Origin of the sequence: Bradyrhizobium sp. LTSPM299, assembly GCF_000938235.1 — a bacterium.
Classification (GTDB): domain Bacteria; phylum Pseudomonadota; class Alphaproteobacteria; order Rhizobiales; family Xanthobacteraceae; genus Bradyrhizobium.
This window is the reverse complement of the sequence record NZ_JYMU01000081.1, coordinates 89,563-115,230: the sequence shown is the minus strand read 5'-3', so window position 1 is coordinate 115,230 and position 25,668 is coordinate 89,563. Positions and strand designations below refer to the sequence as shown.

Here is a 25,668-nt window from a genome sequence, read left to right as displayed (position 1 = left end):
GCGCGTTGCCGCTCGCCTGTTGGCATAAATGACGGTCCTTGCGGGCCAGGATTCGAGTCTTGATTTGAGCAACGCCACGCCTGTTCCATCCCTGGTTGCCGCCGAGGCGAAGGGCTTCGTTATCCGAATTGAGCAGTTAGCGCTCGGCGCGTGCGTTTTGGCGGCGCTTTCGCTTCTCCTATGGGTCCTCTCGCGTTGCGAATCCGGCCTCGATGTCACCGATGAGGGGTTCTATTTGAACTGGATCTCGTCTCCACGCGATTATCATGTCTCCGTAAGCCAATTTGGATTTGTTTATCATCCTCTCTACGAACTGGTGCGCGGCGATCTCGTCCGGCTCAGGCAGGCCAATGTCCTGATCATCTTCGGCGCCGCATTCATGCTTTGCGTGGCCATTCTGCATGGGAGCACCGCGGAAGGCGGCTATGCAGGTTTGACTCCCCGCCTAACCAGGATGGCACTGGCGTTCGTTACGGCTGCAGCCTCGACCGCATTTTTCGATCTGTGGTTGCCGACCCCAAGCTACAATTCTCTCACCTTCACGTCCCTCTTGCTCGTGGCGACCGGAGTTACGTTGATCATCGACGAACGCGCCAACCTCGACATGGCAGGATGGATATTGATCGGGGCCGGCGGAGTTCTTGCTTTTTTGGGCAAGCCGACATCTGCCGCGCTACTCGGATGCGCCTTTGTTGTCTATCTCTGGGCTGCTGGCAAGCTCACTGGACGAAACCTGCTGGGTCCTCTTGCCGCGGCCGCGCTATCGTTACTGATCGCAGCGTTCGTCATCGATGGGTCGCCTTTAGCTCTCGTCGATCGGCTTCGTGGTGGGCTTCAATACGCCGGCCGCCTCGTTCCCGAGCACGTGGGTTCCGAGATATTCCGTCTCGATGGGTACACTCTCAGCGTCAAGCAGGAGCGGAAATTCGAGTGGCTCGCGGGAATCACGCTCGTGGCCGCCGCACTCGGCTCGTTGGCGATTCCCGCGGCAAGACTTGGTGTGGCCGCTCTTGTGATCGTCATCTCCGGGGTCAGCGTTGCAATCAGCACCGAGACCATGGTGCCTCGAATCCCGTATGAGCCGTTTCAGCCAATGCTTTTTTGGGCAATTTCGATAGCGGTCATCGTGGTCGCCGTGTCGATGTCGGCAAGACGTGGTTTCGCCTATGCGTCCCGGCACCGGCTTGCGCTTGCGGGACTCTTTTTCACGCTGCCTCACATCTATGCATTTGGAACGAGCAACAATTACTGGGAGCAAGCCGCCCGGGCCGGAATTTTCTGGCTGTTGGGTTCGTTTGTCATTGCTGTCGATCTTGCCGGGCGAAGGGCAGCGGTGTGGGTCGAACTCGTCCCTGTTGCCGCGGTGGCCTTGCTCGTTCCGACCGTGGTCCTCTCGGCGGCGATGGACCATCCATACCGGCAAGAGCAGGCTCTTCGTCTCCAGACGACAAAAGTTCCAGTCGGAGGCGAAACTTCCGAGATTCGCCTTGATGAGGACGCCGCAACCTATGTTCGCGGCCTGCGGAGCATCGCGGCAAGCAACGGCTTTCAGGCAAACGCTCCGATCATTGACATGAGCGGAGTCAGTCCGGCGGCGGTTTTCATCATCGGCGGCCGCGCGCCCGGTGCTGCCTGGCTGAATGCCGGATATTCGGGAAGCGACGAGTATTTCAAGTCGATGCTTGACTTGGTCGACTGCAATACAATCGCCTCATCCTGGCTGCTCGTGGAGCCCGGGTCGCCTTATGCGCATTCCACCGACTTGTTGAAAAGGTATGGAGTTGACGTATCGAGTGACTACCGGGAGGTCGGGCGGGTTCGCTCTGTTCGTTCCGCCTTCCCTCAAAACGCGGAGCAGGTCTTGCTCAAGCCGGTCCGGGCCCAGGCCGACGCCCGCCGCGATTGCGAGCGTGCCAAGGAGCTTTTGCTCGGTCGGCACCTGGAAGACTAGACCCTGGCGGGCCAGATAGGCGGTTTCGGTGCGCGGAATCAACGGCCAATTCGCACAAGCGGCGCCGGGTCTACCCGGGGAGGTCAGTTTGAAGTTCTGCGATCAACGGCAATGAACGCCGCGACCGCGAGCAATATAAGCGGGACAATAATGCCAAGCGGCCGACCCGCAATTCCGTATCGCGTGTAGAGACCCCACTGATGGGCAACGCCACTAGCCTCTCTCTCTACGAAAAAAATGTGGATTGGCGTTCCCTCCTGCCATCCGTCGTGCCAGTCCAGCATGAGGACTGAGAGGCCTGCTGCGGCGATGACCAGTGTGACGACGATGAGCAGTCTTTGCCTTCCTCTCAAAGTCGCGTCCCTTGCACTCTACCCGCCTGTGGCGTTTGCCCAAAAGTACCGGAAATCACAGGTTTGCGGCGGTTTTGGCGCGCAGAATCGCCGGCCGATTTGCAGACCGGACAGGGTCTGAGCCGGCTGGATCGACCCTCGACAATCACCGCGCCGGCTGCTAGCTCGATGCCGATGCCGAAGGGGTTTTGCCTTGATCAAAGAGGCACTTGAGGCGCATCGAGGCGATGGCCCTGGAGCCGTTTGCGTTCCGATGGAATCGGAACGGGCTCCAGATTCCTGTTTTGACGCGTCTTCCCAGCGCGAACCGGTATCCACGGAGCCTGTCATCGGGCGCGCATTCGCGCGACCCGTTGGCTCGAAGCGCTCTAAAGCTGGCATGGTATTGAGAACAGGATGGCGTTGAGAAAAGGTCCATCGGATCTGCTCGGTAACTCGGCATGGAATGCGATTGCCTTCGCGGTCGCGGTGCTGCTCAATTTGGCGATCCTGCCGTTCGTGATCTTCCGTCTCGGTCTTGCCGCGTTCGGCGTCGCGGGCCTGGTGACCGCCTGCGTCGCCCCGGCCCTGATGTTCAGCAATGCGCTTGGCCTGTCGACGGCGCGCGAGCTTGCGCAAAGGTTGGCGCCGTCCGACCGAGGCGAGGCGAGGCGTTACTTCGCGACCGCGCTTGCGCTCGCCCTCGTCGGGGGCAGCCTGATCGCGGCGCTGCTTTGCCTCGCCGGAGCGCCGCTCGCGCGACTGGGATTTCACTTGGGCGGGGCAGCCGCCGCCGATTTGGGGCTTGCGTTCGCGCTGGCCGGTGTCGGCTGGCTGTTCCAGTGCGTGTTCGCGGTCTTCCTGTCGTTGTTCACGGCGCGCCAGGATTACCGGCGGATCGCCTCGATCAGCGTTGTTGGTACAGTGGTGACGACGATGTCGATGCTGCTGCTGATCCCGCATGCGCCGCGTGCCTCGACGTTCCTCGGCTGCCAGGCGCTGGGTTTTGCAACGAATCTTTTGGTAGCCGTCGGCTGGTCACGACGCATGATCGGTGAGTGGGTGGCTCGGCCTGCGTTCGATCGCAACGCGCTCGCCGCGCTGGTCAAGCTTGGCGGCTGGCAACTGGCGGCGCAAAGTGGCGGATTGTTTGCCGGGCAGGCGGACCGCTATCTGCTCGGCGCGCTGCTGCAGCCGCAATTCGTCGGATTCTACAGTGTCGCGCAGCGGCTGGAGGAGGCGGTCTATATCGGCGTGCTGAAGATCGGCGAGATCTTGTTCCCGTTCTTCAGCACGCTGCAGAAAGAGGCCGACGATCGCAAGGTCGACCTTCTGCTTCGCTCCTCCTGGATCCTCAACGTGCTCGCCGCAAGCGCCCTGGGCGGCCTGATCCCGGTCGCCGGAGCGCTGCTGTACCGATGGACCGGTGCCGAGGTCGCCGCCGAGGCGCAACTGGTGCTGGTGGTGCTCTCGCTCAGCGGAATACTGGGGTCCAGCGCCAATGTGTTCGCATTCTATTTGCTGTCGCAGGGACGGTCCCGTTTCAACGCGCTGATCTCGCTGCTTACGGGCATCTTCACGCTGGCGACCAGCGCCGTCGCGTTGCCATATTTCGGCTGGCCGGCGGCCGGTTGGAGCACCTGTGCCGGCATGATCGCGCAGCTGGTCACCACGGTGGTCCTGTTGCGGCGGACCTTCAAGGTGCCTGGCATATGGTCGCGCGTCGTCCATTTCGTCCTGACACCGCTCGGTGTCGGGATCGCCACCGCGCTGGTGCTGTATTCCCGGCTCGGTCACGCGTCATTCGACCACGCGCCGTCATGGTGGTATGTGGTGTCGCTGTACATGGTGTCGGCGGCGGCGATCTTTGTCGCCACCGTCACCGCGTCGCAACTCGGCCCCTATCGCGCGGTTTGCTGGCGGGACCTCCGCGCCATCGCTAATCGCTTTTTGCCCTTCAAGGTCGCTTAGTCATGTGCGGTATCGCAGGCATCGTCAATCTTCGCGGCAACCCCGTGGAGCCGGCCGAGATCTCACGGCTGACCTCCCTAGTGGCGCATCGCGGTCCGTTTGGTGAAGGCACCTGGTTCAACGCCAAGCGAAACCTGGCCTTCGGCCATCGCCGGCTCGCGATCATTGATCCCACCGATGGCGGCTATCAGCCGATGGCATCAGGCGATGGCCGCCATGTGATTCTTTATAACGGCGAGATCTACAACTTCCTCGAATTGCGCCGCGAGCTCGAGGCGAAGGGTGCGGTGTTCCGCAGCCAGTCCGATACCGAAGTGATTCTTGCCGCCTGGCAGGCCTGGGGCGAAGACATGCTGCCGCGCTTCAACGGCATGTGGGCGCTGGCGATCTATGACACGGTCACCGACGACCTGTTCCTCGCGCGCGATCGTTTTGGCATCAAGCCGATGCTGTATGCGCTGTCGTCCGAGCGCTTCGTGTTTGCATCCGAACAGCGGGCGCTGGCGCGCAGCGGTCTCATCGAGGCGACGGTCGATACCGACGTGGCGCGGCGGTTGCTGCTCGACCCGTTCGGGATCGAAGGCAGCGAGCGGACCTTGTTCCGGCAGGTGCGGCGCCTGCAGGGCGGTCACTCCATGTGGCTCCGGCAGGGCCGCGTCGAGGTGCGGCGCTGGTGGCGGACGGTGGATCACCTGCCTGACATCCCGAACACCGAAGCCGGCCGCGTGGCGCGCTTTCGCGAGCTGTTCGAGGATTCCGTGGCCTTGCGCATGCGCAGCGACGTTCCGATCGGCACCTGCCTGTCCGGTGGCTTCGATTCGTCTGCGGTGATCTGCGCCATGTCGGCGCACGAGAAGGCGGGGATGGGGCCGCGTGACAGCACCGCCTGGCGCCATGCCTTTGTCGCGACGTTTCCGGGCGTATGGTTTGATGAGCGTCCAATGGCGGAGGAAGCGGTTGCTTGGGCGAACGTGACTCCGACTTTTGTGACAATTGACCAGGACGACGCGCTGTCGAACATTGACCAGGTCCTCGACGATAATGATGACGTCTATATCGGCCTGGAAAGCGCGGTGTGGCAGACCTATCGAGAGCTGAGGCGGCAAAACGTGACCGTGTCGCTCGACGGCCACGGCGCCGACGAGTTGATGGGAGCCTACCGTCAGGAAGGTCAGTCGGCAATGTTCCTGGTGCGCAATGTGCTCGCGGGAATTTCGTCGAGGTCTGCGGCGGGCGGACGTGGCGTCGATATGTTGCGGACATTGATCATCAAGCGTCAGGGCCAGTATTTCTTGCACGGCGGACTGCGACACGTGCCGGCTCCCTTGTCGCTGGTCGGCGATCAAGACGAGTTGCCACGCGAGTGGGGCTCGTTGAACCGGCGCCTCTATGGCATGTTTCACGGCACTATCTTGCCGACTATCTTGCGAAACTTCGATCGTCTCTCTATGGCTCACGGCATCGAGGTACGGATGCCCTTCATGGATTGGCGCCTGGTTACCTACACAATGGCGCTTCCGGACGCGAGCAAGTCCTCGGACGGCTACAGCAAGATGATCGCGCGGCGTGCAATGGCCAATCACATGCCCGAGTCAATCCGCATGGGCCGCCGCAAGATCGGTTTCGGTTCGCCGATGCCGCAATGGTTGAACGGACCGCTCTCCAGCTGGACCGCCGCGTTGCTCGACAAGAAAGTCCCGGCCTTTACCGAATTGGTGAACGAAGTTGCCTTGCGAGAGGCGGTCAACCGGCTGACCGCCTCAAAGGCTTGGGATTGGGGTTCTGCTCAGCGAATCTGGCCCTATCTCAGCATGAAATTGTTGTTGAGCCGGCTTGCCTCAGCTTGATTGGACGGAGAAAACGACCCGGTCGGGCCGCTAGGATTGGCGCTACAGCGTAGGAAGGTCGGAGATTTCAATGCCGCTTCTCAATGAGGGGTACCAGCAGCTGTATTCTGACTACTATCGTCCGAACAGCTCGCTTGAACACAAACGCAATCTGTCGGCCGATTCGACCGTTGAGCATATCAAATCGGTAACACGGGGCCGTAAATGGAAGAGCCTGTTGGATGTCGGCGCAGGAAACGGCTCGGTGCTCGCCAAGATCGATAGCCTTGGCCTGGCCGATGAACTGTATGCCGTCGAGATATCGGAAAGCGGCGTCAGCTCGATTCGTGATCTGGGCTTGTCCGGGCTCAAGGAAGCGCGAGTGTTCGATGGCTATGCCATACCCTACCCCGACAAGTTTTTCGAGTTAGCCATTTCCATCCACGTGTTGGAGCATGTCGAGCATGAGCGTATTTTTCTCCGGGAACTCGCCAGAGTTGCGAAGGAAATTGTGATCGAGGTTCCTCTCGAAGGCGGCCTGACGCTTTCGAAAAGCATCAAGCAAACTGCCAGGTTCGGTCATTTGAACCACTATACCGTGCCAGGATTTCTCTATTTGCTGCGCACCGTGGGAATCGAGCCTGTTGAGCACATGGTTACCACGTCTTCAGCGGCATATGAGCGACATCTCTATGGCGGCCTGAAGGGCACAATCAAGAGCGCTGTGAGACGTGGCGCGTTGAAGATCGCTCCCAACATTGCACCTTGGGTCTTGTCCTATTTGCTGACAGTTCGCTGCGTGCCATCGCATCCAACGGAATGAATCGGGCGGCGAAATGATCCGGAAGCTCGTCAGAAAGCTGACGTCGATCGGATGGCGAGGCCACCTGCACCTTGACATCCGGCGGCAAATGATCGGTTTTCACCTTGACCAAGCGGGAGATCAATCGATCCTCCTCTGTGGAGACAGTCGGGTTGAGGCGGCGTTCCTGCCATCAAGTATCGCAGGTTTGCCGGTCGTGAACGCTGGAATTGGAGGCGCGACCATTTCTCTGGTCGGTGATGAACTGGCCGGGATCATCGGAGCTCGGAGGGTTCGCCTCCTGGTCGTGTCTGCCGGTGTAAACGATGCGAAGATGAAAAACCGCGCAACAAGCAGCGCTTCCGATTTTCGGACCAACCTGCAAGCCACTGTCGAGAAGCTTGCCCGGAGTGCCGAGCGGATTTTGCTGACAACCATCCCACCGGTTGAGAATGGAAAGCCACTCGGACCTCGATTCTATGACGGAGCCCTCATTTGCGAGTTCAATGGCGAAATCGCATCTTGTGCCGAAGAGAGTGGGGTGGATTTCCTCGATCTGGCGGCGCCTATGTCCAATGAAAATCGAGAACTAATAGCGGGCATGTCGACTGATGGGGTTCATCTTAGTCGGATCGGATACGAGACTTGGCGACCAGTTCTCGTAGCGGCAATTGAGCGATTGCTGGACAAATAGGTTGTTGCCGGACTCCCGCTGTCGGGCTTTTCCTGCCGGCGTGCTTCAGCCCTGCTGGCTGAGCCGTCCGACGAGAGCCCGGTTTTGCACCGGCACTGGAAGTGGTTCCTTCACCGCAAGGTTAGCAATGCGTCTGTTCCAGAATAGCGGCCTCTATCCATCCTATCTGCCGCGGCTGAACCAGCTCGCCGCGAACGCGTCGCGGTTCGAGGCGCGGCGCGACGTGTTCCTGCACGATCGGTTTGGTGCGGCTCATTTTCTGCAGCCTGTGCTCGACGGCGCGCAGGAGGCTTTCTTCACCAATGGCGATGATGAGGTGCTGCAGGGGCAATGGGCGCGCGCGCAGGGCATGCCGGGGACGCAGACATCAGAAGCCATCCTGCTGGCGCAGATCGAGCACCACGCAACCGAGGTGTTCTACAATCTCGATCCTGTGCGCTATCCGAGCACGTTCGTCGCCAAGCTTCCGGGCTGCGTGAAGACAACGCTGTGCTGGCGCGCCGCGCCTTCGGGCAATGCCGACCTGACCGCCTATGGCGCGGTGCTAGGGAATTTTCCTTCGATCCTGGAGTCCTGGCGCAACAAGGGCTGCCGGGCCGAGTTGTTCTTTCCCGCGATCGACCCGGTGATGGAGGAGTACGGCCATGGCGAGCGGCCGATCGACGTGGCGTTCGTCGGCGGCTATTCGCGGCATCACAGCGCGCGGGGCAGGACGCTCGAACAGGTGGCGGCGCTCGCCTCCGGTCATCAGATCGTGTTCTGTCTCGACGCATCGCGGCTGACGCGGCTGGCCGAAAGCGCGATCGGCCGGTTGCTGCCGCTCGCCAGGCACCGGCGCCCCGACGCTATCGCCAGCATCGCGCGGCCGCCGGTGTTCGGTCGGGACCTCTATGAGCTGTTTGGGTCGGCGAAGATCGTGCTGAACGGCGCAATCGACATGGCGGGGAACGATCGCGGCAACATGCGCTGCTTCGAGGCGATGGGCTGCGGGGCGCTGCTCGTATCCGACACCGGCAGCTATCCGGAGGGGATGGTCGACGGCGTCACCATGCGCACCTACGAAACCCCCGAGCAGGCCACCGAGGCGATCTTTCGCAGCCTGCAGGACTGGCCGCAATCGGCCGGCATTGCCGCGTCCGGCAGAAAGCGTCTCCTAGAGACCTACAGCAAGGCCTCGCAATGGGCGCATTTCATCGATCTCGTCGCACGGATTAAGCCGTGCTAGAGGGGGCCCATGGCCGGCCAATGGGGCGGGCAAACGGGAATTGATGATGTCTGCGGGTGACTTGATCCATCAGCTGAAATGGGCGGCCGACGGGCTGGCCGTGCCGCTGTTCAGGCTGCGACCGCGGCCGTTCGGCCCGGGCTACCAGACCGTCAAGCGCGACACCATCACCGCGGCGATCGATGCGGGCCTGCTTAAGGCGGGACGCGAGCTGCCGCACGGCTACGGCATCGCGATGGACGAACGGGTCGTGGAGTATCCGTGGGTGTATGCCCGACTGAACAAGGTCGGCAAGATGCTCGACGCGGGATCGACCTTCAACCACGACTTCCTGCTACAGCGCGCGCCGTTGCGCGGCGCGGACCTCACCATCATGACCCTGGCACCCGAGCGAAGGTGCTACTGGCGCGATGGCTATTCCTATGTGTTCGGCGATCTCAGGAAGACGATGTTCGGCGATCACGTCTTCGACACGATCGCCAGCATGTCGACGATCGAGCACATCGGCCTCGACAATCAGATGCTCTACACCGGCGATCCCCAGGACGCGGAGACTGACCGCGAGGGCTTTGTTCCGGCGGTGAAGGAGTTCAGGCGCATTCTCAAGCCCGGGGGCGTTTGCTTCATCTCGGTGCCATTCGGCAAGCGTGACAATCTCGGCTGGTATCAGGTGTTCGATCTTGCCTTGGTCGAACGGATCATCGAGGCGTTCGGGCCGACATCGTCGCATGTCGACTATTTCGGCTATACGCGGAACGGCTGGTCGCGCCAGAGCGCAGCCGCACTTGCCGATGCCAGCGTCCACGACATCCATAGCGGGAAGGGACGGGGCGATGACCTCGCGGCGTCCTCACGCGCCGTGGCCTGCCTGCAGTTGACGGCATGAATCTCGATTACCTGATCCAGCGCCTGATCGGCCGCGCGACCTGCCGCCTGGAGGCAGACGCGGCGCTCGGCCGCCATGCCCGGATCAGGAATATCCGTGGCGATGCGGACAAGATCGTCGTCGGCCGCAACAGCCGCATCCTGGGTGAGCTGCTGACATTTGCGCATGGCGGCGAGATCAGGATCGGCGAATGGTGCTATGTCGGCGAGGGGACCCGGATCTGGTCGGCGGCCTCGATCGAGATCGGAAACCGCGTCCTGATCTCGCATTCGGCGAATGTGTTCGACAATCTGACGCATCCGCTGCGCGCCGCGGAACGGCACCGGCAAGTCCGGGAGATCTTCGCGCGCGGTCATCCGTCCGACATCTCGCTTGACGAGAGCCCGGTCCGAATCTGTGATGATGCCTGGATCGGCGCAGGCGCGATGGTGCTGCGCGGCGTGACGGTCGGGCAGGGCGCCATCGTTGCGGCCGGCGCGGTGGTGACCAAGGACGTCCCGGCCTTTTCGATCGTGGCGGGCAATCCGGCCGTGCTGGTGAGGGAGCTCGCGCCCGATGAACGATGAGCGCAAGTTCACGAGCTGGGAGGATGCCGTGGTTTGGCTGCGCCATCAGCCGGACCAGCATCAGCTCGTGCTCGACGCGTTCTACGACGATCCGCTGATCGGGGCCGCTGAGCGCTATTTTCAGAGCACCGAATGGCAGGCGGTCACGTCGCTGCTCGCCGGGCGGTCCGGCACGGCGCTCGACGTCGGCGCCGGGCGCGGCATTGCCAGCTACGCGCTCGCCCGGAGCGGCTTTGCTGTGACCGCGCTCGAGCCGGACGCAAGCGCAATCGTGGGAGCGGCGGCGATCCGCGAGCTGGCGGCGCAGGTGCAGCTGCCGATCCAGGTGGTCGAGGAATTTTCCGAGCGGTTGCCATTTGCCGACGCTGCGTTCGATGTCGTCTTTGCCCGCGCCGTGCTGCATCACACGCGCGACCTCGAAAGCGCGTGCCTTGAGATGTTCCGCGTGCTGCGACCCGGCGGCGTGCTGATCGCGGCGCGCGAGCACGTCATCAGCAAGGAAGCCGATCTGCCGCAATTCCTCGCGCAGCATCCACTGCATCACCTTTACGGCGGCGAACACGCCTTCCTGCTCGATCGCTACACCGGCGCGCTGACGGCCGCCGGGTTTTCCGCGATCGACACACTGGCGCCGCTGCAAAGTCCGATCAATTTGTTCCCCTATACGCCGGAGACGCTGCGCACCGCTTTGGTGGCGAAGCTGTCACGGCGGATTCCGGCCGGTCCGCTGTGGCGGGTCGCATTCGCGTCGCGCGCGTTGTTTGCCTCACTGCTGTCGATTGCCGAACGGTACGACCATCGGCCGGGCCGGCTCTATTCGTTCGTCTGTCACAAGGCTTGAGCCATGGCGATCTGGGTCACCGGTGCGAACGGGTTCATTGGCCGACATCTCGTCCGTGAATTGGCCGGTGCGGGCCACGCGGTCCATGGCGTCGGCCACGGGGCGCTCGATGACGCCGAAGCGCGTCGTCTCGGGTTGCAGAGCTGGATCAACGGCGAGATCGACGCAGCCAATCTGAATGCGCTTGCGGCCGCGCATGGGCTGCCGTCGCTGGTGTTCCATCTGGCCGGCGGGTCGTCGGTGGGCCTGTCGATCGAGCGGCCGTTCGAGGATTTCTCCCGCACCGTCGCGAGCACCGCCCGGCTGCTCGAATGGTTGCGCGGGTTCGCGCCGAACTGCTCGCTCGTCGCAGCGTCTAGCGCGGCGGTCTACGGGGCCGACCATTCCGGTTCGATCCCGGAGAGTGCGGTGCCGGCTCCGATGTCGCCCTATGGCCAGCACAAGCTCATGATGGAGCAATTGTGCCTGAGCTACGCCCACTCGTTCGGCATCCGGTGCACTGTCGTGCGGCTGTTCTCGGTCTACGGACCCAACCTTCGCAAACAGCTGCTGTGGGACATCTGCTCGCGGCTGAAGGCGCAGGTGCCGTCGCTGAATCTCGGCGGAACAGGGCGGGAGATCCGGGATTGGACCGATGTTCGTGATGTCGCAAGATTGCTTGCCGGCGTCGCGGAACCAGCGTCGCAGGACGCATTCCGTGTCATCAATGGTGGTTCAGGTCGAGGAACGAGCGTCGCCGACGTCGCGGACGGTCTGATCAGGCAGTGGGGCGGCGACACTGTCGTGCGATACTCCGGGATCGGCAGGGCTGGAGATCCGGTGAGCCTGTTGGCCGACGACGAGAGCCTGCGCCGCATCGGGTTCGATTGGAGGATTCCCCTCGACAGTGGCCTTGTCGACTATGTGGCGTGGTTCAAGCAGCAGGCCTTATGACACCACAAGCTCCGATGCGCATCGCGTTCAACTACATCTCGCGCACCCTTTGGGCCGGCGGGTACAATTATCAGAGCAATCTGTTCGCGGCGCTGGCCCGGTTCCGGCCCGGCGAGTTCGCTCCTGTCGTGTTTGCCGGCAACGGCGGCGACGCGCGTGAACTCGCCGAGCTTGCCGCGATTCCCGGCGTTGAGATCGTTCGATCGGATGCCTTCGAAGGCCAGCCCGAACTAGCTAAGGCACTCACCCTCGGCCTGGCGCGCGAAGCCAACGCGACGTTTCGGGCCGCGCGGATCGATGCGGTCGTCGAGTCGGCGCGTTTCTTCGGCTGGCGGCTGCCGATCCCGGCGATCGCCTGGATCCCCGATCTACAACATCGATCTTTGCCTCATCTGTTTCCAAGAGCGGCGCGCTGGCGGCGCGAGTTCGGCTTCCGCATGCAGATCGCAGGACGCCGGACCATCATGCTGAGCAGCGAAAGCGCACTCGACGATTTCAGGACCTATTATCCACGGGTCAAAAACGACGTCAGCGTGGTCCGCTTCGCAACCCAGCCGCAACTCGCCTTCCTGAACGCGGATCCGGCGCAAGTCATTGCTGGCTATGGCCTGCCGCAAAACTATTTTTATCTGCCCAATCAGTTCTATCGCCACAAGAACCACCAGTTGGTCGTCGACGCCCTGGCGATCCTAAAAGACCGCGGCGTCGACGTTGTGGTCTGCGCATCCGGCAGCACGGAGGATCGGCGCGAGCCAGGCTATTACGATCAGATCAATGCCGATATATGCAAGCGCGGTCTCGAGACGCATTTCCGCCATGTAGGCATCATTCCCTTTCCCCATGTCTACGCGCTGTTGCGGGCCGCAACCGCAATGGTCAACCCGTCGCGCTTCGAGGGATGGAGCTCGACCGTGGAGGAGGCAAAATCGTTCGGTGTTCCGATGATCCTGTCTGATATCGGCGTGCACCGTGAGCAGACCGCGGGAGCTGCGCGGTATTTCGGCGTTGATGATCCGGTCGCGCTGGCGGACCATCTTGTGCAGATGTCACAGCAGACCGGCACGCCTGTCGTTCGCAATATTGTCCCGCATCAGGACGACAATGTCAGCGCATTCGCGGCCAGCTTTGCGGCCACCATGCAGCGGGCCGTTCAGCGGGATGTTGGCAGGCCCGGGGCGGGATAGCCCTCGTCGGACGAACGCTCCGCTGTGGTGAGCGGCGTTATGTACCAGAGCAGGAACAAGAGGATCGCGCCGTGGGTCAGCAGCACGGTCGTGAAGGGGACGTTGAGCAGCAGCTGGACCAGCACGGCTCCGGAGACCATGACAAAGCGGGGCGGGAGGTTTGCCGATGCCCGGTTCGCCAAACCGATGACTAGTCCGCAGGCGAGCGCCGCGACGGGAGCGAACAGCGCCCCGATCGACGCAACGCCCTCGGTCGCGAACAGCGATGCATTGAAGTAGCCGCCGATTCCAAATGCCTTGTAGATGACGACCGAGAGCGGCTCGTCATACGGGCAGGACATCAGCGGCTTGAACAGCCCGATCTGACAGTAATAAGTCAGGTCATGCTTGAAGAAAAAGTCGTTGTAGTAGTCCATAGCCAGCGACGGGATCGCAATCATCCTGAAATTGACCAATCCGAAATAGGGGATCGCTATCTGGTACGAGGCCCACCCGAACTCGAACAGTGCGAACAGCAACAGCCCAACCGTGAGCGGCGCGAGCAGCGAGACGACGACGGCAATCCTGAGTTCGAAGACCCTTGAAAGGATGGTCATCACGACTAGCCACGCGGACGTCAGGAGTGCCAACTTGCTCACCGTGACCGGATAGAAAGCGAGAAGGAGCAGGAGCGCGACCATCGCTCGCCTATTCTTCTTGAGCTCGACGCAGCATGCAAAGGCGAAGGGCAGCAGGGCCCCGCTCATGATCCCCATAAGATAGTTCAGGGCCCTGGGGGAGCGGAGCGACTCGCGGTAGTCGTAGATGTGCTCGACGGAAACCAGCTGGAAGTCATACGTTGCACCGACGGATACCACCACCGCGCCGAGCACAAGAATGACGTCAACGAGGCGGTCGAGCGCCTTTGGCGAGAGGGTCCAGTATTGCGGCAGACGCGATCGAATGAACAGCGCAGGCAGGAGAAATGCGACGGCCGACGCCGCCGCGGAGAGTCCGCTCAATGCATGATTGTAGATGGACTCCGAGAACTGATTGAGCCAGAGATAGCCAGCAATCATCGTAAAGAGATAAAATCCTGCGAAGTAACCGAAGCTGAATTCGGCATAGACGAAGAGACTCGCAACCGTCGAGAAGGCCGCGGCGACGACGATCGCGGATAACAGGCCATCGCGCCGGAAGAAGATATGATAATCCGAGTAAAGATACGCGACGCAGGCAAGCGACAGGCAGATCGTCGCGACATGAAGGTAAATCAGGACCGGTAGTCTGTAACGTTCCGGCATCCGGTCGAGACCGATCCAACCCACTTAACGTCTCCAGCAAGGCTTGGCAGTAACGCGTCGTCCGATACCCCATTCAAATGGCCCGTACAACTTCTGTTGCTGTTGCTCGTGAATGCGCGCCACTGGGGTGCGTGCCAGGATCCGTTGTTCCATCAGGCTTTAAGCCCCCGAGGCTGTTCCATATGCCCCGAACAGGCGCTCCCGCAAACCGGTCGTCGCTCCGTTATGGCGCTCCGGAGAGAACGGGCGAGCACGGGGTATGTACGAAGCCAATTGCCTCGACAAATTAGACTGGCCGGAACGGCAGCTTGATCCGGGATTCTGCTGCCATCAAGATTACTAAAGTAATTCAATGCCTTATTCGAATTTCGTGCAACCATAAAGCGAGGCCAAACAGCCTGTCGCAGGGTTCGGTCGCCCTTCGGCACTTTCCATCTAGTCTCGCGGCACCGGAGTGTTTAGAAGCGGCGGGAGTGCCGGTGGGTGTCGGCGTTCTAGGAGACGGCTCTAGGAGACGGCTCAAGGAGATTCGGCTTGCAAAAGGTATTGCTGACGGGCGCGGGTGGCTTCATCGGTTCTCATCTTGCTGAAGAATTGGTCCGCAGACAGTTCAGCGTGCGCGCCTTCGTGCACTACAATAGCATGGGATCGTACGGTTGGCTGGATTCCGTGTCCAGCGACGTGCTCGACAAGATTGAGGTATTTGCGGGCAACATTTGTGACCCAAATGGGTTACGAACCGCAATGAAGGGGTGCGATGCCGTCCTTCACCTCGCGGCGCTCATTGCCATACCCTACTCATACCACTCGCCGGATACGTATCTCGATACGAATATTCGCGGTACGCTGAATGTGCTGCAGGCGGCGCGCGATCTCGATGTCGGCCATGTCGTGCACACCTCGACCAGCGAAGTCTATGGCACCGCGCAGTTCGTTCCGATCACCGAGGAGCATCCACTGCAAGGGCAATCGCCTTATTCGGCGACCAAGATCGGCGCGGACCAGCTGGCGCTGTCATTCGAGCGGTCTTTCGGCACGCCGGTGACGGTCATACGGCCGTTTAACACCTATGGTCCTCGGCAGTCCGCCCGTGCGGTGATTCCGACCATTATCACCCAGATCGCGGCCGGCCAGCGCCGCATCAAGCTTGGTAGCGTCCACCCGACCCGCGATTTCAACTATGTCGCCGACACGGCCGGCGGCTTCCTGGCTGCGCTGGAGACCAGGGCCGGTATCGGCGAGGTCATCAATATCGGCAGCGGCTTCGAGATATCGATCGGCGACACTGCGCGCCTGATCGCCGAGCTGATGGGGGCCGAGATCGAGATCGAGCAGGACGACGTCCGCGTCCGCCCCGACCGAAGCGAGGTGGAACGGCTGTGGGCCGATAACGCCAAGGCGGCGAGGTTGCTCGGCTGGTCGCCGCGCTTTGGCGGCCTTGAAGGGCTGCGCAAGGGCCTCGAACAGACCATCGCCTGGTTCACCAGGCAGGAGAACCTGTCGCGCTATCGCGCCAACGCTTACACGTTGTGACCCTGATGAGTATTTTGTCCGCGCAAGCCAGCCATGTCGGCGCAGCACTCGACCTGCAGTCGGTTCTCGATGCCGTCGATGCCGTTCTCGGCGCGCAGCCGCGCCCGGTAGAGCTGCATGAGCCGAGGTTCGGCGAGCGCGAGCGTCAGTTTGTGCTCGATTGTATCGATACCAACTGGGTGTCCTCCGCCGGCCAGTATGTGACCCGCTTCGAGCAAATGGTCGCGGAGGCGACGGGCGCCCGACATGCGGTGGCGATCGTCAACGGCACCGCCGCTCTTCACGCCGCGCTGGTGCTCGAGGGCGTGCAGCCCAACGATGAGGTGCTGCTGCCTGCGATCACCTTCGTCGCGACGGCGAATGCCGTCAGCCACACCGGTGCCATCCCGCATTTCGTCGATTCGACCTGGGATACGCTTGGAATCGATCCCGCGGCCCTCGACAGGCACCTTGCGGAGATCACGGAGCACCGAAATGGCGGCTGGATCAACAAGCAGACCGGCCGCCGGCTTCGCGCGGTGGTTCCCGTCCATATCTTCGGCCACCCGGTCGACATGGCGGCGCTGGGAGCGGTGGCCGCGAAATACGATTTGGTGGTCGTCGAGGACGCCACCGAATCGCTCGGCTCAACCTTGAACGGGCAGGGCTGTGGCACCTTCGGTCACTCCGCCGTGCTCAGCTTCAACGGCAACAAGATCGTCACCACCGGCGGTGGCGGCATGATCCTGACCAACGACGACAATCATGCCCGTCACGCGCGACACTTCACCTCGACTGCGAAGAAGACGCATGCCTGGGCGTTCGATCATGACGAGGTGGCCTATAACTACCGCCTGCCCAATATCAACGCGGCGCTGGGCTGCGGGCAGATGGAGCGGCTGCCCGCGATGGTCGCTGCCAAGCGGGAGCTTGCCGAGCGTTACCTGCAGGCCTTCAGCCAGTTTCCTGGCGCGCGCGCCTATCGCGAGCCGAAGGGCGCGCAGAGCAATTACTGGCTGAATACGCTGGTGCTCGACCGTGAATGTGCCGGCGACCGCGACGGGCTGCTGTCGGCGCTGCATGGCAACGGCATCAAGGCGCGGCCGCTGTGGACGCCGATGCACATGCTTCCGATGTACCGGGATTGTCCGCGTTCGCCGCTTGACGTCGCTGAGGACATGTATACGCGCTGCATCAACCTGCCGAGCAGTCCATTCCTTGCCGCCGGCGGCGAAGAAAGCGCGAACAAGATCTGATGCCCCGGATCGTCTTTTTCACGATTCACCGCACCACGGCATGGTGGAGGTTTCTGGCGTCGCGGATCGATTTCGCTGATGTCACGGTGCTGAGCGATTTGCGCGGCGAGGGTGATTATTCCCTCGTCGATGACTTCTATCGTTTCCTGCGGGCCGGCGATCCAGCCGAGGTTGCACTTGAGCGATTTGGCGAAGCCGGCTGCGCCGACATCATTCTGCGCTGCCGATCGCTTCGCAGCCTGAAGCGCGATCTCGCCCTGAGAATGATTGGCGGGATGACGCAGGCCGTCGAACTCGCCTTCGACCGTCTCGATCCGCGGCTGGTACTGACCTTCACGATGGACCGGTACGTGATGGACGTGATGGATCGTGTCGGGCGCGCGCGCGGCATCGATTTTATCGAGATGACGGCCTCGATCATCCCGGATCAGATTTTCTTTCACCGCCGAGGTCGTCTTGTTCCGCTCAAGGAGCCCTCTGCGGAAGAGCTGAGCCAGGCAACGGACGCCCTGTGTTCGGGAGACTTTGCTCCAGTCTATGTCAAGAATGCCAGAGACTTCTCCAAGAAAAGGTTCTGGAAGGTTTTTGGGTATTTTGCGCTGCGCGGAGCTTTTTTCAACGTGTGGCGCTACGTCCGGCGCGATCGGTACAATGTTCATTACATCGATGCGCTGAAGCGCCTGAAGCATAAGGTCAGACCGCGTGACGTCGTCGTGCTGGATCTGCTGCGCAAGGATTGGCGGGAACGGCTGGATGCGGTGCCGAAGGAGCGCCGTGTGTTTTGTGGTTTGCAACTCTTCCCGGAAGCGTCGCTGGACTATTGGCTGAAATCCTACGACATGCTGCGGCATGATGATGTGATCGTCCGCTACTGCGAGGTCTTGGGCGAGGCCGGCTATCACATCTTCGTCAAGGATCATCCGCTCCAATTCGGCTTCCGCCAGCGTGAGCTGTTCGAGCGGCTGTCAAAGCTTTCCTACGTGACCTGCGTGCCGTATGACGTGTCGGCGAACTTCCTGCTCGATCAGTGCGAAGTGTCCGTCACCTTCACCGGCACCATCGGTTTCCAGGCAGCGCTGACGGGGCTTTGTTCGATCGTCACCGAACCCTATTACGCAACTGACGAGTATTTTCTCCAGGTGCGCGAGTTTGACGAGATCGACGGCATTGTCGATCGCATAGCGCAGTGGCGGCGGCCGGACGATCTTGATGCGGCGCGACGCCAGATCGTCAGGAAATTGGCGAGCGCCGGCGCTGCCGGGAACTACTTCACCTGGAAGGATTTCGATCCCAATGACGAGTTGGCGTGGGAGAGCACGAATTCGCTGGTTCGAGCCTTCAATCGCTATCTGCCCCAGTTCATGAAGCGTTGATCTCGGCTCCGGATCATGATTCGGCCGCCAAGGTCCATTGATTTGCTGGTGCACACGCCTGCTTAGGCAGGTGATTGGTGTCGAGACGCGGAAGGTGGAAGCGGGCCGCCGCGCTCGTCTCCGAAAGCGCGACCTCGGTCGTGAGCGCAAGCTTGAATCCCCTCGACGAGATCGCGCTGACGGTATCGGCATTGTAGCTGCCGTAGGGATAGCACATGCTGCGATAGGCAGGAGCGGTGCCGACCGCGTCGAGCAGCGCCAGCGAGCCGTCGATGTCCATCTCCTGCTCCTCCCTGGACAGATGGCCCAGCCATTGGTGCAAATTGCCGTGCGAACCGATGTGCATTCCGCAGCTTCGCATCAGACGCAACTGCTCCACCGTGGCGTAGAGCTCGCTTGCGAACGCCGGCTCGTCGGATGTGACGTAGCGCCGAAACAGCTGATCGATAAGCTCGCGACGCAGCGCGAGCGGCAGCGCGTGCTGTAACATCAGCTTGACGTAGTTGACGCCGGCCGGATCGAGAAAATTCCCGACCATGTAATTCTCGCGGTAATGCTCAAGTGCGTGCAGGCCAAATTCCCGGGCGCGTTCCTGGCAGGTCTTTTCGATCATGGCGACAAGATCGTCAGGGTCGACGTCCGAGGCCAAGGTAAAATGGATCTTGTTGACGTCCAGCACCTTGCCGTCGATCGCGGAGCATGCCGGCGGAAAGAACGAGCCCTGGAATTTGCGCTCCGCAAGCTTGGGGAACACGTAGGTGTAGTGATCGAGGTAACCGTCATCGAAGGTCAGCAGCGCGGACCGGGGCGGAAGCTCTCCGACGCCGTCAATAGCGTCGATGAGTTGCTCCATCGTGATCAGCGAATAGTATCGCTCAAGATAGCCGAGTTGCTCCTCGAACAGATCGAGATCAAGGCCCTTGATTCCGGGGAAGCGCGTGCGTTTGAGCGGGCGCACATAGTGGTACATGACAATTGTCAGCTTCGCTGCCGGCCCGTCCATCTTCCCCCCCACTCACGCCGATTGCACTGCCCGAACGAGTGGCAGCATGACGGATTCCGCCGCTTCCGCCTTCACCTTCAGGAACGTTTCGGTCTGCCTGGTCGTGATCCGCGGGAGCCGCGCGACGATGATCTTCAGGCGTGGATTGTTCTTTTCCATCCGGGCGCAGAGCTGCTCACCCATTGCTTTCGCACAGGAATACTCAAGCAGGTCCGACGCCGCCTCGTCGATCGCGACCGTCGACGGATAGAAGACCGTCAACTTGCCGCGTGTCCCGGCGGGGAGCTGGCGGACGATGTCATAGAAGCCATCGACAAAAACCGCCACGAAATCACGGAAGTCTCCAGCCTGGTAGAGTTCGATACGACGGCGGAAAATACGCGGCGCGGCGAAATAATACAGCTGGCCGCCGTCCCAACCCGAGGCAGCCAGCTCGGCCAGCCCGGAGGACGGCGAGGTCGCGTCGAGCTTTACGGCCCGGCCGCTGGCACCGAGCTCGCGAACGCCTCGCAGCGTCTCGTCGAGGTTCGATGCATGCCAGGTCAACACGGGGTCGGCGCCACCGGCCGCAAGTAACCTTGCCGTCGCAGCGCCAAGTCCGCTTGCCGCGCCGATCACAAGCGGCCGCTGTCCACTGAACTCGGTCGGCGCAACCATGTTGCGCAGGATTTCGTCCGTGGCCGCGGCAGGCGGTTCGCGTCCCGCAAAAGCCGACACGGTTCCACTGATTCCCAGGCCCCGAACGTCGATTTCGACGAGACTCATGGCGTCGTGGAACTTGTTGACTCCGAAAGCGAGCACTCCGGTTTGCGGCGGCACGCCCTTGATGGAAACTTTCGACAGCATGCTGCGAAGACCAGGGATCTCCATTCCGACCAGGGTCGAGATTGCTGTAAGGCCAATCAGGCGGTCGACGCCGAGTGCGGATCCCAGCGCGCCGAAGCGTGCAGGGAGAGAGGCCGCACTCCCGGGAAGCTCGATGACTCCGGCCAGGCCCGAGAACTCTGCAGGCGCATGTGCGCGGGGCGCGGTCAGCGCGGGGCCGGCCTGAAAACGCGACGTGCGGGCAACGGTGATCTCGCCGAGCTCGATACGAGCCACCATGGCGATTTCGTGCCGCACCGTGACGCGTATCAGCTTGCCGTCATCGGAAGCGGTTGCCACGACCTCGTCGCCAACCACGATCGGCTTGACGAATGTCGCGTCGATCGCGGCAAACGGTATGCCCGGCCGTTTCGAAGCAAAGTCGTCCAGCGCCCAAAGCAGGACGTGCATGCCGTGCACGACCAGCGCTCCGGGAAAATGCGTCGCCGCCCACTGTGGATCGACATGGATTGGATTGTGGTCGCCGGAGGCGGCCGCAAACCAGCGCTGGTCGTCGATCTCGAACCTTCGTGTGGAGGCCGCCATGGCTTGATCCTACAGCAGGTTGGGGCGGTCTTGGTCGGCGTCGCCCTTGCAGACGATGCGCAGATCCCCCGGACCGCGCAACGAAAAGGCGAGTTCGACATTCGAGCGCTCGAAGGGCTCGAAATAGCCCGGCAGCACGATCTTTGCGTCCTTGGCGGGCGGCAGCGTCAGAAATCCCGCCGCGGCGAGTTCGGGCTGGAGCCCGCTACAGAAGAAATCGATATATTCGGCGCCGCTGCTGCGCAGGAGGTCCTGAAAGCCCGAGCCGGCTCTGCGCAAGGCTGCACCGGAGCCAAGGAAATCCACCATCCGGAATGCGCTCGCGCCTTCGGCTTCGCACGTCCGCAATATGCAGATCGCGGCATCCGGTCCATCGACCACCAGGAGTGCGCGATAGTGATAGAACGGATGCGAGAGGTAGCGGCCGTGGATAAAGGCACGAGTCTTTCGCGGGACTTGAGGGCTCGCATCGAGACTGAGATCCTCGGTCGCAGCCCAATAATTGCTCGGATCCAGCGAGGTGAACGCCGCACCCGAGCTGAAATCCGCGTTGCCAGCCGATTCCGCTGGAACTGTAGCCAGTCTGTAGTTGTCGATGGCGCTGTTCAGCATGTAGTGCCGCGACAGCATGTCGACGTGATATCCCAGCGCCTGGTAGATGCCTTTGGTTGCGAGGTTAAGGCCGACGGTGCCGATCCATTTGGGTGCCATCAGGCTGTCGAGCTTGCGCAGCAGCAGCAGCCCGAGGCCGTGGGCGAAATCCGGACGAACTTTCCACGTCGTCAGCCACAATGTATCGGCATCGCCTGCCAGCGCGGGGTCGTAGCGGCTCGCCAGGATGAATCCGAGAATGCCGACAATTCGTTTTTCATCGTCGCGTGCGGCGATGAAATTATAGCGCCGGTTTGCCTCGTCCCGGTGCTGCCAGTCCATCAGCGCTTCGCTGCGCGCCAGCACGTGGTTTGCGCTCCAGTGGTCGCGGATGAAGTCCATCAGATCTTGTCGATCTTCAAGCCTGCACAGGTCGAGAGCAATACCCATCGGTCAGATCGCCGGGGCCAATTGCCCGGCCTGCTCGACGTCCCGCTCCAGCGCGATGAAGGGAGGCTTCGGATAGTCGATCGCGGTCTTCCACAGGAAGATGTTGTCCCCGGCATCCGTAAAGCCGGAGTTTTGCCAGAACTCCAGGCACGGGCGGTTCTTTGCGGTCGGAACGAAACGTGCGATCACGGTATCGCAGGCGGCGTGCGAAGCGGCCTGCACCGCAAGATGAACCATGAGTTCCTCGATCTGCCGGCCCATGGCGCGGCAACTCAGGACATAGTCCACGATTTCGATTGCCGCGCCGGCCTGTTCCCAACTGACGATTCCAGTCAGTCCCAGGTCGCCGAATCGATCGGAGACGGTGACTGCCACAAGGTTGCGGTTCTTTCCGTCTCCGAGCCACTGAACCAGCTCCTTTTCCGTCGTACGTCGCGTGCGAAGGTTGAGCTGATTGGTCTTGTTCATCAATTGGACGATGCGCTTCACATTCGACGCGGAGACCGGGCTTGCGTGGACACGAACCTCCAGGGAGGCGTGCCAGTCGGCGAGTGAGGAGGCGACGTTGAGGTGTTCGCGCCTTTCACGCTCCTGAACGTACATTCGCGTGCGCTCGCGATCCTCGGATGTGATCGACGATCGATCGAAGCAATCGAGTTGACGCAGTGCATCGGCATATTTCGACGGATCGGTCGGCCATTCCGGTACCAGGACCTCCGGCAGGGCCTCGCACACCCGGCCGCGCTCGACCGGGTTGTCATCGATGAACACGACGGATTGCAGGCCGAGATTGAGCTCCTGAACGAGCTCGGCGATGTTCTGGGCCTTGTCCTTCCAGTTGATGCGCCAGCCTGCAAGGTCATCCTTGCGAATAATCATTTCGGGATGCCTGGCGATCGCCTCAAGCGCCACCGCCTCGTCATTCTTGCTGACAATCGCGACGGCGATGCCACGGTTGACGAGCGTCTTGAGCACGCTCTGGAATTCGGAATAGGCCTCGCCGATATGGTCATGGCCGCCGAGCCGCAAGCTTTCCCAGCCGTCGTCACCGACGATGCCGCCCCACATCGTGTCATCGAGGTCGACGACGACGAGTTTGCGATTCTGGCCCGAAGCCGTGCGCAGCGCGGACTTCACATCTGCGGCCGCGGCCTTGAAGACCTTTTCCGTGAATGGCGCCTTGGTCAGAAACCACGACTTGCGATCGCGCGGACTGTCGGATGCGTCGATCCATCTCTGGCTATCGAGCATAAAAACATCGGCAGCCTCACCGAGCTGCTCGGCCAGCCGCAGGTTCATGCGCGCGAGCTGGCGCGCCGCGCCTTGCTTGCCCCAATTCAACAATCCCATGCCGCGATCAAGGAAGGTCGGCACCCAGCTCGCGACAAAGACATATCTGCAGCGCGTTGCAAACTGCTTGATCATCGCGGCGAAGGCATCGACCTCCGCATCGAGGCGATCGATCTGGCTCTGATGCCCCGCCAGCAGTTTGGCGTATTCCGGGATGACGCCTTCGGGACGGGTCCAGATCAGGGCAACGCTATCGGGGGCCGCGCTCTCATTCGAAAGAATCTGGAAGACCTGGCCGTACGGAGCGCTGGCCGCGGCGCATGCCGGCAGTGTGCGGTCGGCGGAGATGTATCTGCTGACCAACTCGGCATTGAAGTCGGACACCACCAATACGTTGCAGGATTTGCTCATGTGCCGACCGCCTCGCCAACCAGCTCGGCGAGCGCGGCAGGCGTCGAAAACCGCGCCAGATTGTCATCCAGCTCCCGCCCGTCGAGCAGGCTGATCTCCTTGCCGGACATTTTGGAGGCCTGGCGCTCGAGGTTGAGAATCAGCATCGTGAGCGCAAGCGAATCGAGGCTGCCGCCTTCGCCAACCAACACTACGTCGGGGCGCTTTTCGATGGCTTCTTCCGGGGGCCTGAGGTCGTTGATCTCGTCGAGGCAACCATAGACCAGAGCGAGTATTTGTCCCGTATTGGGGGGCATTTGCCAGTGTTCCCTAAGTGTCCGGATAGGTGGGTATTTTAGGATTTCGCGCGCCATTTGTCACGCGCGCCGAAACACGGTAAAGGCGCACTTCCTGAATGATCCGCCCGAGCTGGCGCTCGGGGATGAATCGATGCACGCGCAACTGATCGACTTTGCAAGACGGCCGGCGGTCGTGGCGGCCGTCTCCGTCCTGCCGTCGCGCGGGCTGACAGCATGAAGCGGTCCCGTCTGGTTGACCTGCTGATGCGGCCCGCGGTCGCCGGAACCATGTCGGCCCTGATCCTGCGCGTGCTGACGCTCGCAAGCCGCTTTTTGCTCTCGCTCTTGCTGGCGCGGATGCTGACGCCGGCCGAGATGGGCGAATACGGCCTCCTGACCGCGGTGCTGGCTTTCGCGCTGCTTGCGATCGGGCTCGAATTCTATTCCTACACATTGCGTGAAATGGTGCCGGCGACGCCCGAGCGGCGAATCCGGATCATCGTCGACCAGATCGCGCTCTGCATCGGGGCGCTGCTGGCAATCGGCGTTGTCGTTGGCGGCGCAACCTTCGCTGGCGTCTTTCCAGCCCGACTGGCGCCTTGGTTCCTCCTGCTTCTGGTCACCGAGCACGTGTCACTCGAGGCGACGCGAATCCTGATCATCACGTCGCGGCCGGTGCGCGCCTATGTCGGTGTGTTCCTGCGCGGCGGCATCTGGGTCTATGCGATCGCGCTGTTGATGTTTACAACACCTTCGACCCGCACGCTGGAAACGGTGCTGGCTTGGTGGGCGCTCGGCGGCGTGGCGGCAGTTGGCTTTTCAGCCGTCTCGCTCTCCGACCTGCCCTGGCGGGGGCTCGGTGAATGTCGCCCCGACTGGCGGGCGATTCGCCAGGGCTTGCGGACCGCGCGACCGTTCATGTTGACCGCGGGCGGCGCACTGGTGATTTCCTATGTCGACCGCTTTGTGATCAATGAATTCGTCGGGCGTGATGCGCTCGGCATCTATACGTTCTATTCGACCATCCTGATCGGCATGTTGTCGCTCGGCGCATCTGTCTCGCACCAGTTCCTGCCCAAGGTCATTGCCGGACACGCGGCCGGCGCTCAGGCCTATCGCGCTGCACTGCGCTCGTTCTTCTGGTCGATGCTGGCGCTGGCGTCCGGCGCCATGATCTTTTCCGGCCTCGTCATGAGGCCGATGCTCGCGGCGCTCGGATTGTCCGTCTATGCATCGAGTATCTGGGTTTTTCACGCGATGTTGCCGGGAATCTTCCTGCGCATGATGGCCGACGTTCCTTCCTATGCGCTCTACGCCGCACGATCGGACAAATACCTCCTGCTTTGCAATCTCGGTTCCGCGGTCGTGTCGACCGTGCTCAATCTGCTGCTGGTTCCGCGGATCGGAATCTATGGTGCGGCGCTGGCCGGCGGTGTTGCAAGCACCGTGCTGTTCGTCTCGTTGATGGCCTTGGCCTTCCGCAAGGTGAGTGGGAATGGTGGGGAACGCAGTGCAGCTGACGCTGTCGGCCTTCCCACCGATCCGGACATGCTCTACCCCTGAGTTCGCACGGTGCGTCATTGTGGTGTCGGAATGACCT

The 25,668-nt window shown here is 61.8% G+C and carries 21 protein-coding genes; 15 read left to right on the top strand and 6 right to left on the bottom strand.

The annotated features are described in order from the left end of the window. Positions 1 to 28 precede the first annotated feature (28 nt). The 11 genes from UP10_RS42370 to UP10_RS35315 all read left to right on the top strand — a co-directional run bounded on the left by UP10_RS42370 (position 29) and on the right by UP10_RS35315 (position 13,211). Positions 29 to 1,951 carry a hypothetical protein gene (locus tag UP10_RS42370; RefSeq protein ID WP_050043959.1) on the top strand — a complete coding sequence of 641 codons (1,923 nt, stop codon included), beginning with the start codon at positions 29 to 31 and terminating at the stop codon, positions 1,949 to 1,951. A gap of 749 nt (positions 1,952 to 2,700) precedes the next feature. Further along, positions 2,701 to 4,254 carry a lipopolysaccharide biosynthesis protein gene (locus UP10_RS35360; protein ID WP_044591807.1) on the top strand — a complete coding sequence of 518 codons (1,554 nt, stop codon included), beginning with the start codon at positions 2,701 to 2,703 and terminating at the stop codon, positions 4,252 to 4,254. A 2-nt stretch (positions 4,255 to 4,256) separates the two neighbouring features. Further along, positions 4,257 to 6,101 carry an asparagine synthase (glutamine-hydrolyzing) gene (gene asnB / locus UP10_RS35355; RefSeq protein ID WP_044591806.1) on the top strand — a complete coding sequence of 615 codons (1,845 nt, stop codon included), beginning with the start codon at positions 4,257 to 4,259 and terminating at the stop codon, positions 6,099 to 6,101. A 70-nt stretch (positions 6,102 to 6,171) separates the two neighbouring features. Continuing rightward, positions 6,172 to 6,903: a class I SAM-dependent methyltransferase gene (locus tag UP10_RS35350; protein ID WP_044591805.1), complete on the top strand. Its 732-nt coding sequence runs from the start codon at positions 6,172 to 6,174 to the stop codon at positions 6,901 to 6,903. Positions 6,904 to 6,916: 13 nt separating this feature from the next. Next, complete coding sequence (locus UP10_RS35345; protein ID WP_044591804.1) at positions 6,917 to 7,576, top strand: SGNH/GDSL hydrolase family protein; 660 nt, start codon at positions 6,917 to 6,919, stop codon at positions 7,574 to 7,576. Positions 7,577 to 7,703: 127 nt separating this feature from the next. Beyond that, positions 7,704 to 8,801: a glycosyltransferase family protein gene (locus UP10_RS35340; protein ID WP_044591803.1), complete on the top strand. Its 1,098-nt coding sequence runs from the start codon at positions 7,704 to 7,706 to the stop codon at positions 8,799 to 8,801. A gap of 46 nt (positions 8,802 to 8,847) precedes the next feature. Further along, positions 8,848 to 9,687, top strand: a complete 840-nt coding sequence (locus tag UP10_RS35335) for a methyltransferase domain-containing protein (RefSeq protein ID WP_050043958.1) — start codon at positions 8,848 to 8,850, stop codon at positions 9,685 to 9,687. Continuing rightward, complete coding sequence (locus UP10_RS35330) at positions 9,684 to 10,253, top strand: acyltransferase (RefSeq protein WP_044591802.1); 570 nt, start codon at positions 9,684 to 9,686, stop codon at positions 10,251 to 10,253. Before UP10_RS35335 ends, UP10_RS35330 begins: the two co-directional genes overlap by 4 nt. Next, positions 10,243 to 11,094 (top strand): class I SAM-dependent methyltransferase, encoded by an 852-nt coding sequence (locus UP10_RS35325; RefSeq protein ID WP_044591801.1) that lies wholly within the window; start codon positions 10,243 to 10,245, stop codon positions 11,092 to 11,094. The genes UP10_RS35330 and UP10_RS35325 overlap by 11 nt, the downstream gene beginning before the upstream one ends. A gap of 3 nt (positions 11,095 to 11,097) precedes the next feature. Then, positions 11,098 to 12,027, top strand: a complete 930-nt coding sequence (locus UP10_RS35320; RefSeq protein WP_044591800.1) for an NAD-dependent epimerase/dehydratase family protein — start codon at positions 11,098 to 11,100, stop codon at positions 12,025 to 12,027. Next, on the top strand, positions 12,024 to 13,211 hold the full coding sequence (locus UP10_RS35315) for a glycosyltransferase family 4 protein (protein WP_044591799.1): 1,188 nt from the start codon (positions 12,024 to 12,026) through the stop codon (positions 13,209 to 13,211). Before UP10_RS35320 ends, UP10_RS35315 begins: the two co-directional genes overlap by 4 nt. Here UP10_RS35315 and UP10_RS35310 read toward each other — a convergent pair. Beyond that, the gene (locus tag UP10_RS35310; protein WP_245322095.1) at positions 13,178 to 14,518 is read right to left on the bottom strand and encodes a hypothetical protein; all 1,341 of its coding nucleotides are present in this window, start codon (positions 14,516 to 14,518) and stop codon (positions 13,178 to 13,180) included. The two genes, UP10_RS35315 and UP10_RS35310, sit on opposite strands and share 34 nt — an antisense overlap. 510 nt (positions 14,519 to 15,028) lie before the next feature. Here UP10_RS35310 and UP10_RS35305 point away from each other — a divergent pair. The 3 genes from UP10_RS35305 (at position 15,029) to UP10_RS35295 (ending at position 18,635) form a co-directional block, all read left to right on the top strand. After that, complete coding sequence (locus UP10_RS35305) at positions 15,029 to 16,027, top strand: NAD-dependent 4,6-dehydratase LegB (protein WP_044591797.1); 999 nt, start codon at positions 15,029 to 15,031, stop codon at positions 16,025 to 16,027. Between the two features lie 5 nt (positions 16,028 to 16,032). Further along, complete coding sequence (locus UP10_RS35300) at positions 16,033 to 17,262, top strand: LegC family aminotransferase (RefSeq protein WP_044591872.1); 1,230 nt, start codon at positions 16,033 to 16,035, stop codon at positions 17,260 to 17,262. A gap of 86 nt (positions 17,263 to 17,348) precedes the next feature. Beyond that, a complete protein-coding gene (locus UP10_RS35295; RefSeq protein WP_156180576.1) occupies positions 17,349 to 18,635 on the top strand; it encodes a hypothetical protein in 1,287 nt (428 codons plus the stop codon). A gap of 13 nt (positions 18,636 to 18,648) precedes the next feature. On the opposite strand, the gene UP10_RS35290 is transcribed toward UP10_RS35295, so the two are convergent. The 5 genes from UP10_RS35290 to UP10_RS44855 are packed head-to-tail and all read right to left on the bottom strand — an operon-like array spanning position 18,649 to position 24,143. Then, the gene (locus UP10_RS35290) at positions 18,649 to 19,638 is read right to left on the bottom strand and encodes a polysaccharide deacetylase family protein (RefSeq protein ID WP_044591795.1); all 990 of its coding nucleotides are present in this window, start codon (positions 19,636 to 19,638) and stop codon (positions 18,649 to 18,651) included. A gap of 12 nt (positions 19,639 to 19,650) precedes the next feature. Next, positions 19,651 to 21,048 (bottom strand): SDR family NAD(P)-dependent oxidoreductase, encoded by a 1,398-nt coding sequence (locus tag UP10_RS35285; protein WP_044591794.1) that lies wholly within the window; start codon positions 21,046 to 21,048, stop codon positions 19,651 to 19,653. A 9-nt stretch (positions 21,049 to 21,057) separates the two neighbouring features. After that, entirely contained in the window at positions 21,058 to 22,089 is a 1,032-nt protein-coding gene (locus UP10_RS35280) for a hypothetical protein (RefSeq protein ID WP_156180574.1), read from the bottom strand. Between the two features lie 3 nt (positions 22,090 to 22,092). After that, positions 22,093 to 23,790, bottom strand: a complete 1,698-nt coding sequence (locus UP10_RS35275) for an HAD-IIIC family phosphatase (protein WP_050043957.1) — start codon at positions 23,788 to 23,790, stop codon at positions 22,093 to 22,095. Next, positions 23,787 to 24,143, bottom strand: coding sequence for a hypothetical protein (locus UP10_RS44855; RefSeq protein WP_156180572.1), 357 nt, complete (start codon positions 24,141 to 24,143; stop codon positions 23,787 to 23,789). Before UP10_RS44855 ends, UP10_RS35275 begins: the two co-directional genes overlap by 4 nt. Before the next feature lie 159 nt (positions 24,144 to 24,302). Between UP10_RS44855 and UP10_RS35265 the strand changes: the two genes are divergently transcribed. Then, entirely contained in the window at positions 24,303 to 25,631 is a 1,329-nt protein-coding gene (locus UP10_RS35265; RefSeq protein ID WP_044591791.1) for a lipopolysaccharide biosynthesis protein, read from the top strand. The last annotated feature ends 37 nt before the right edge of the window (positions 25,632 to 25,668 follow it).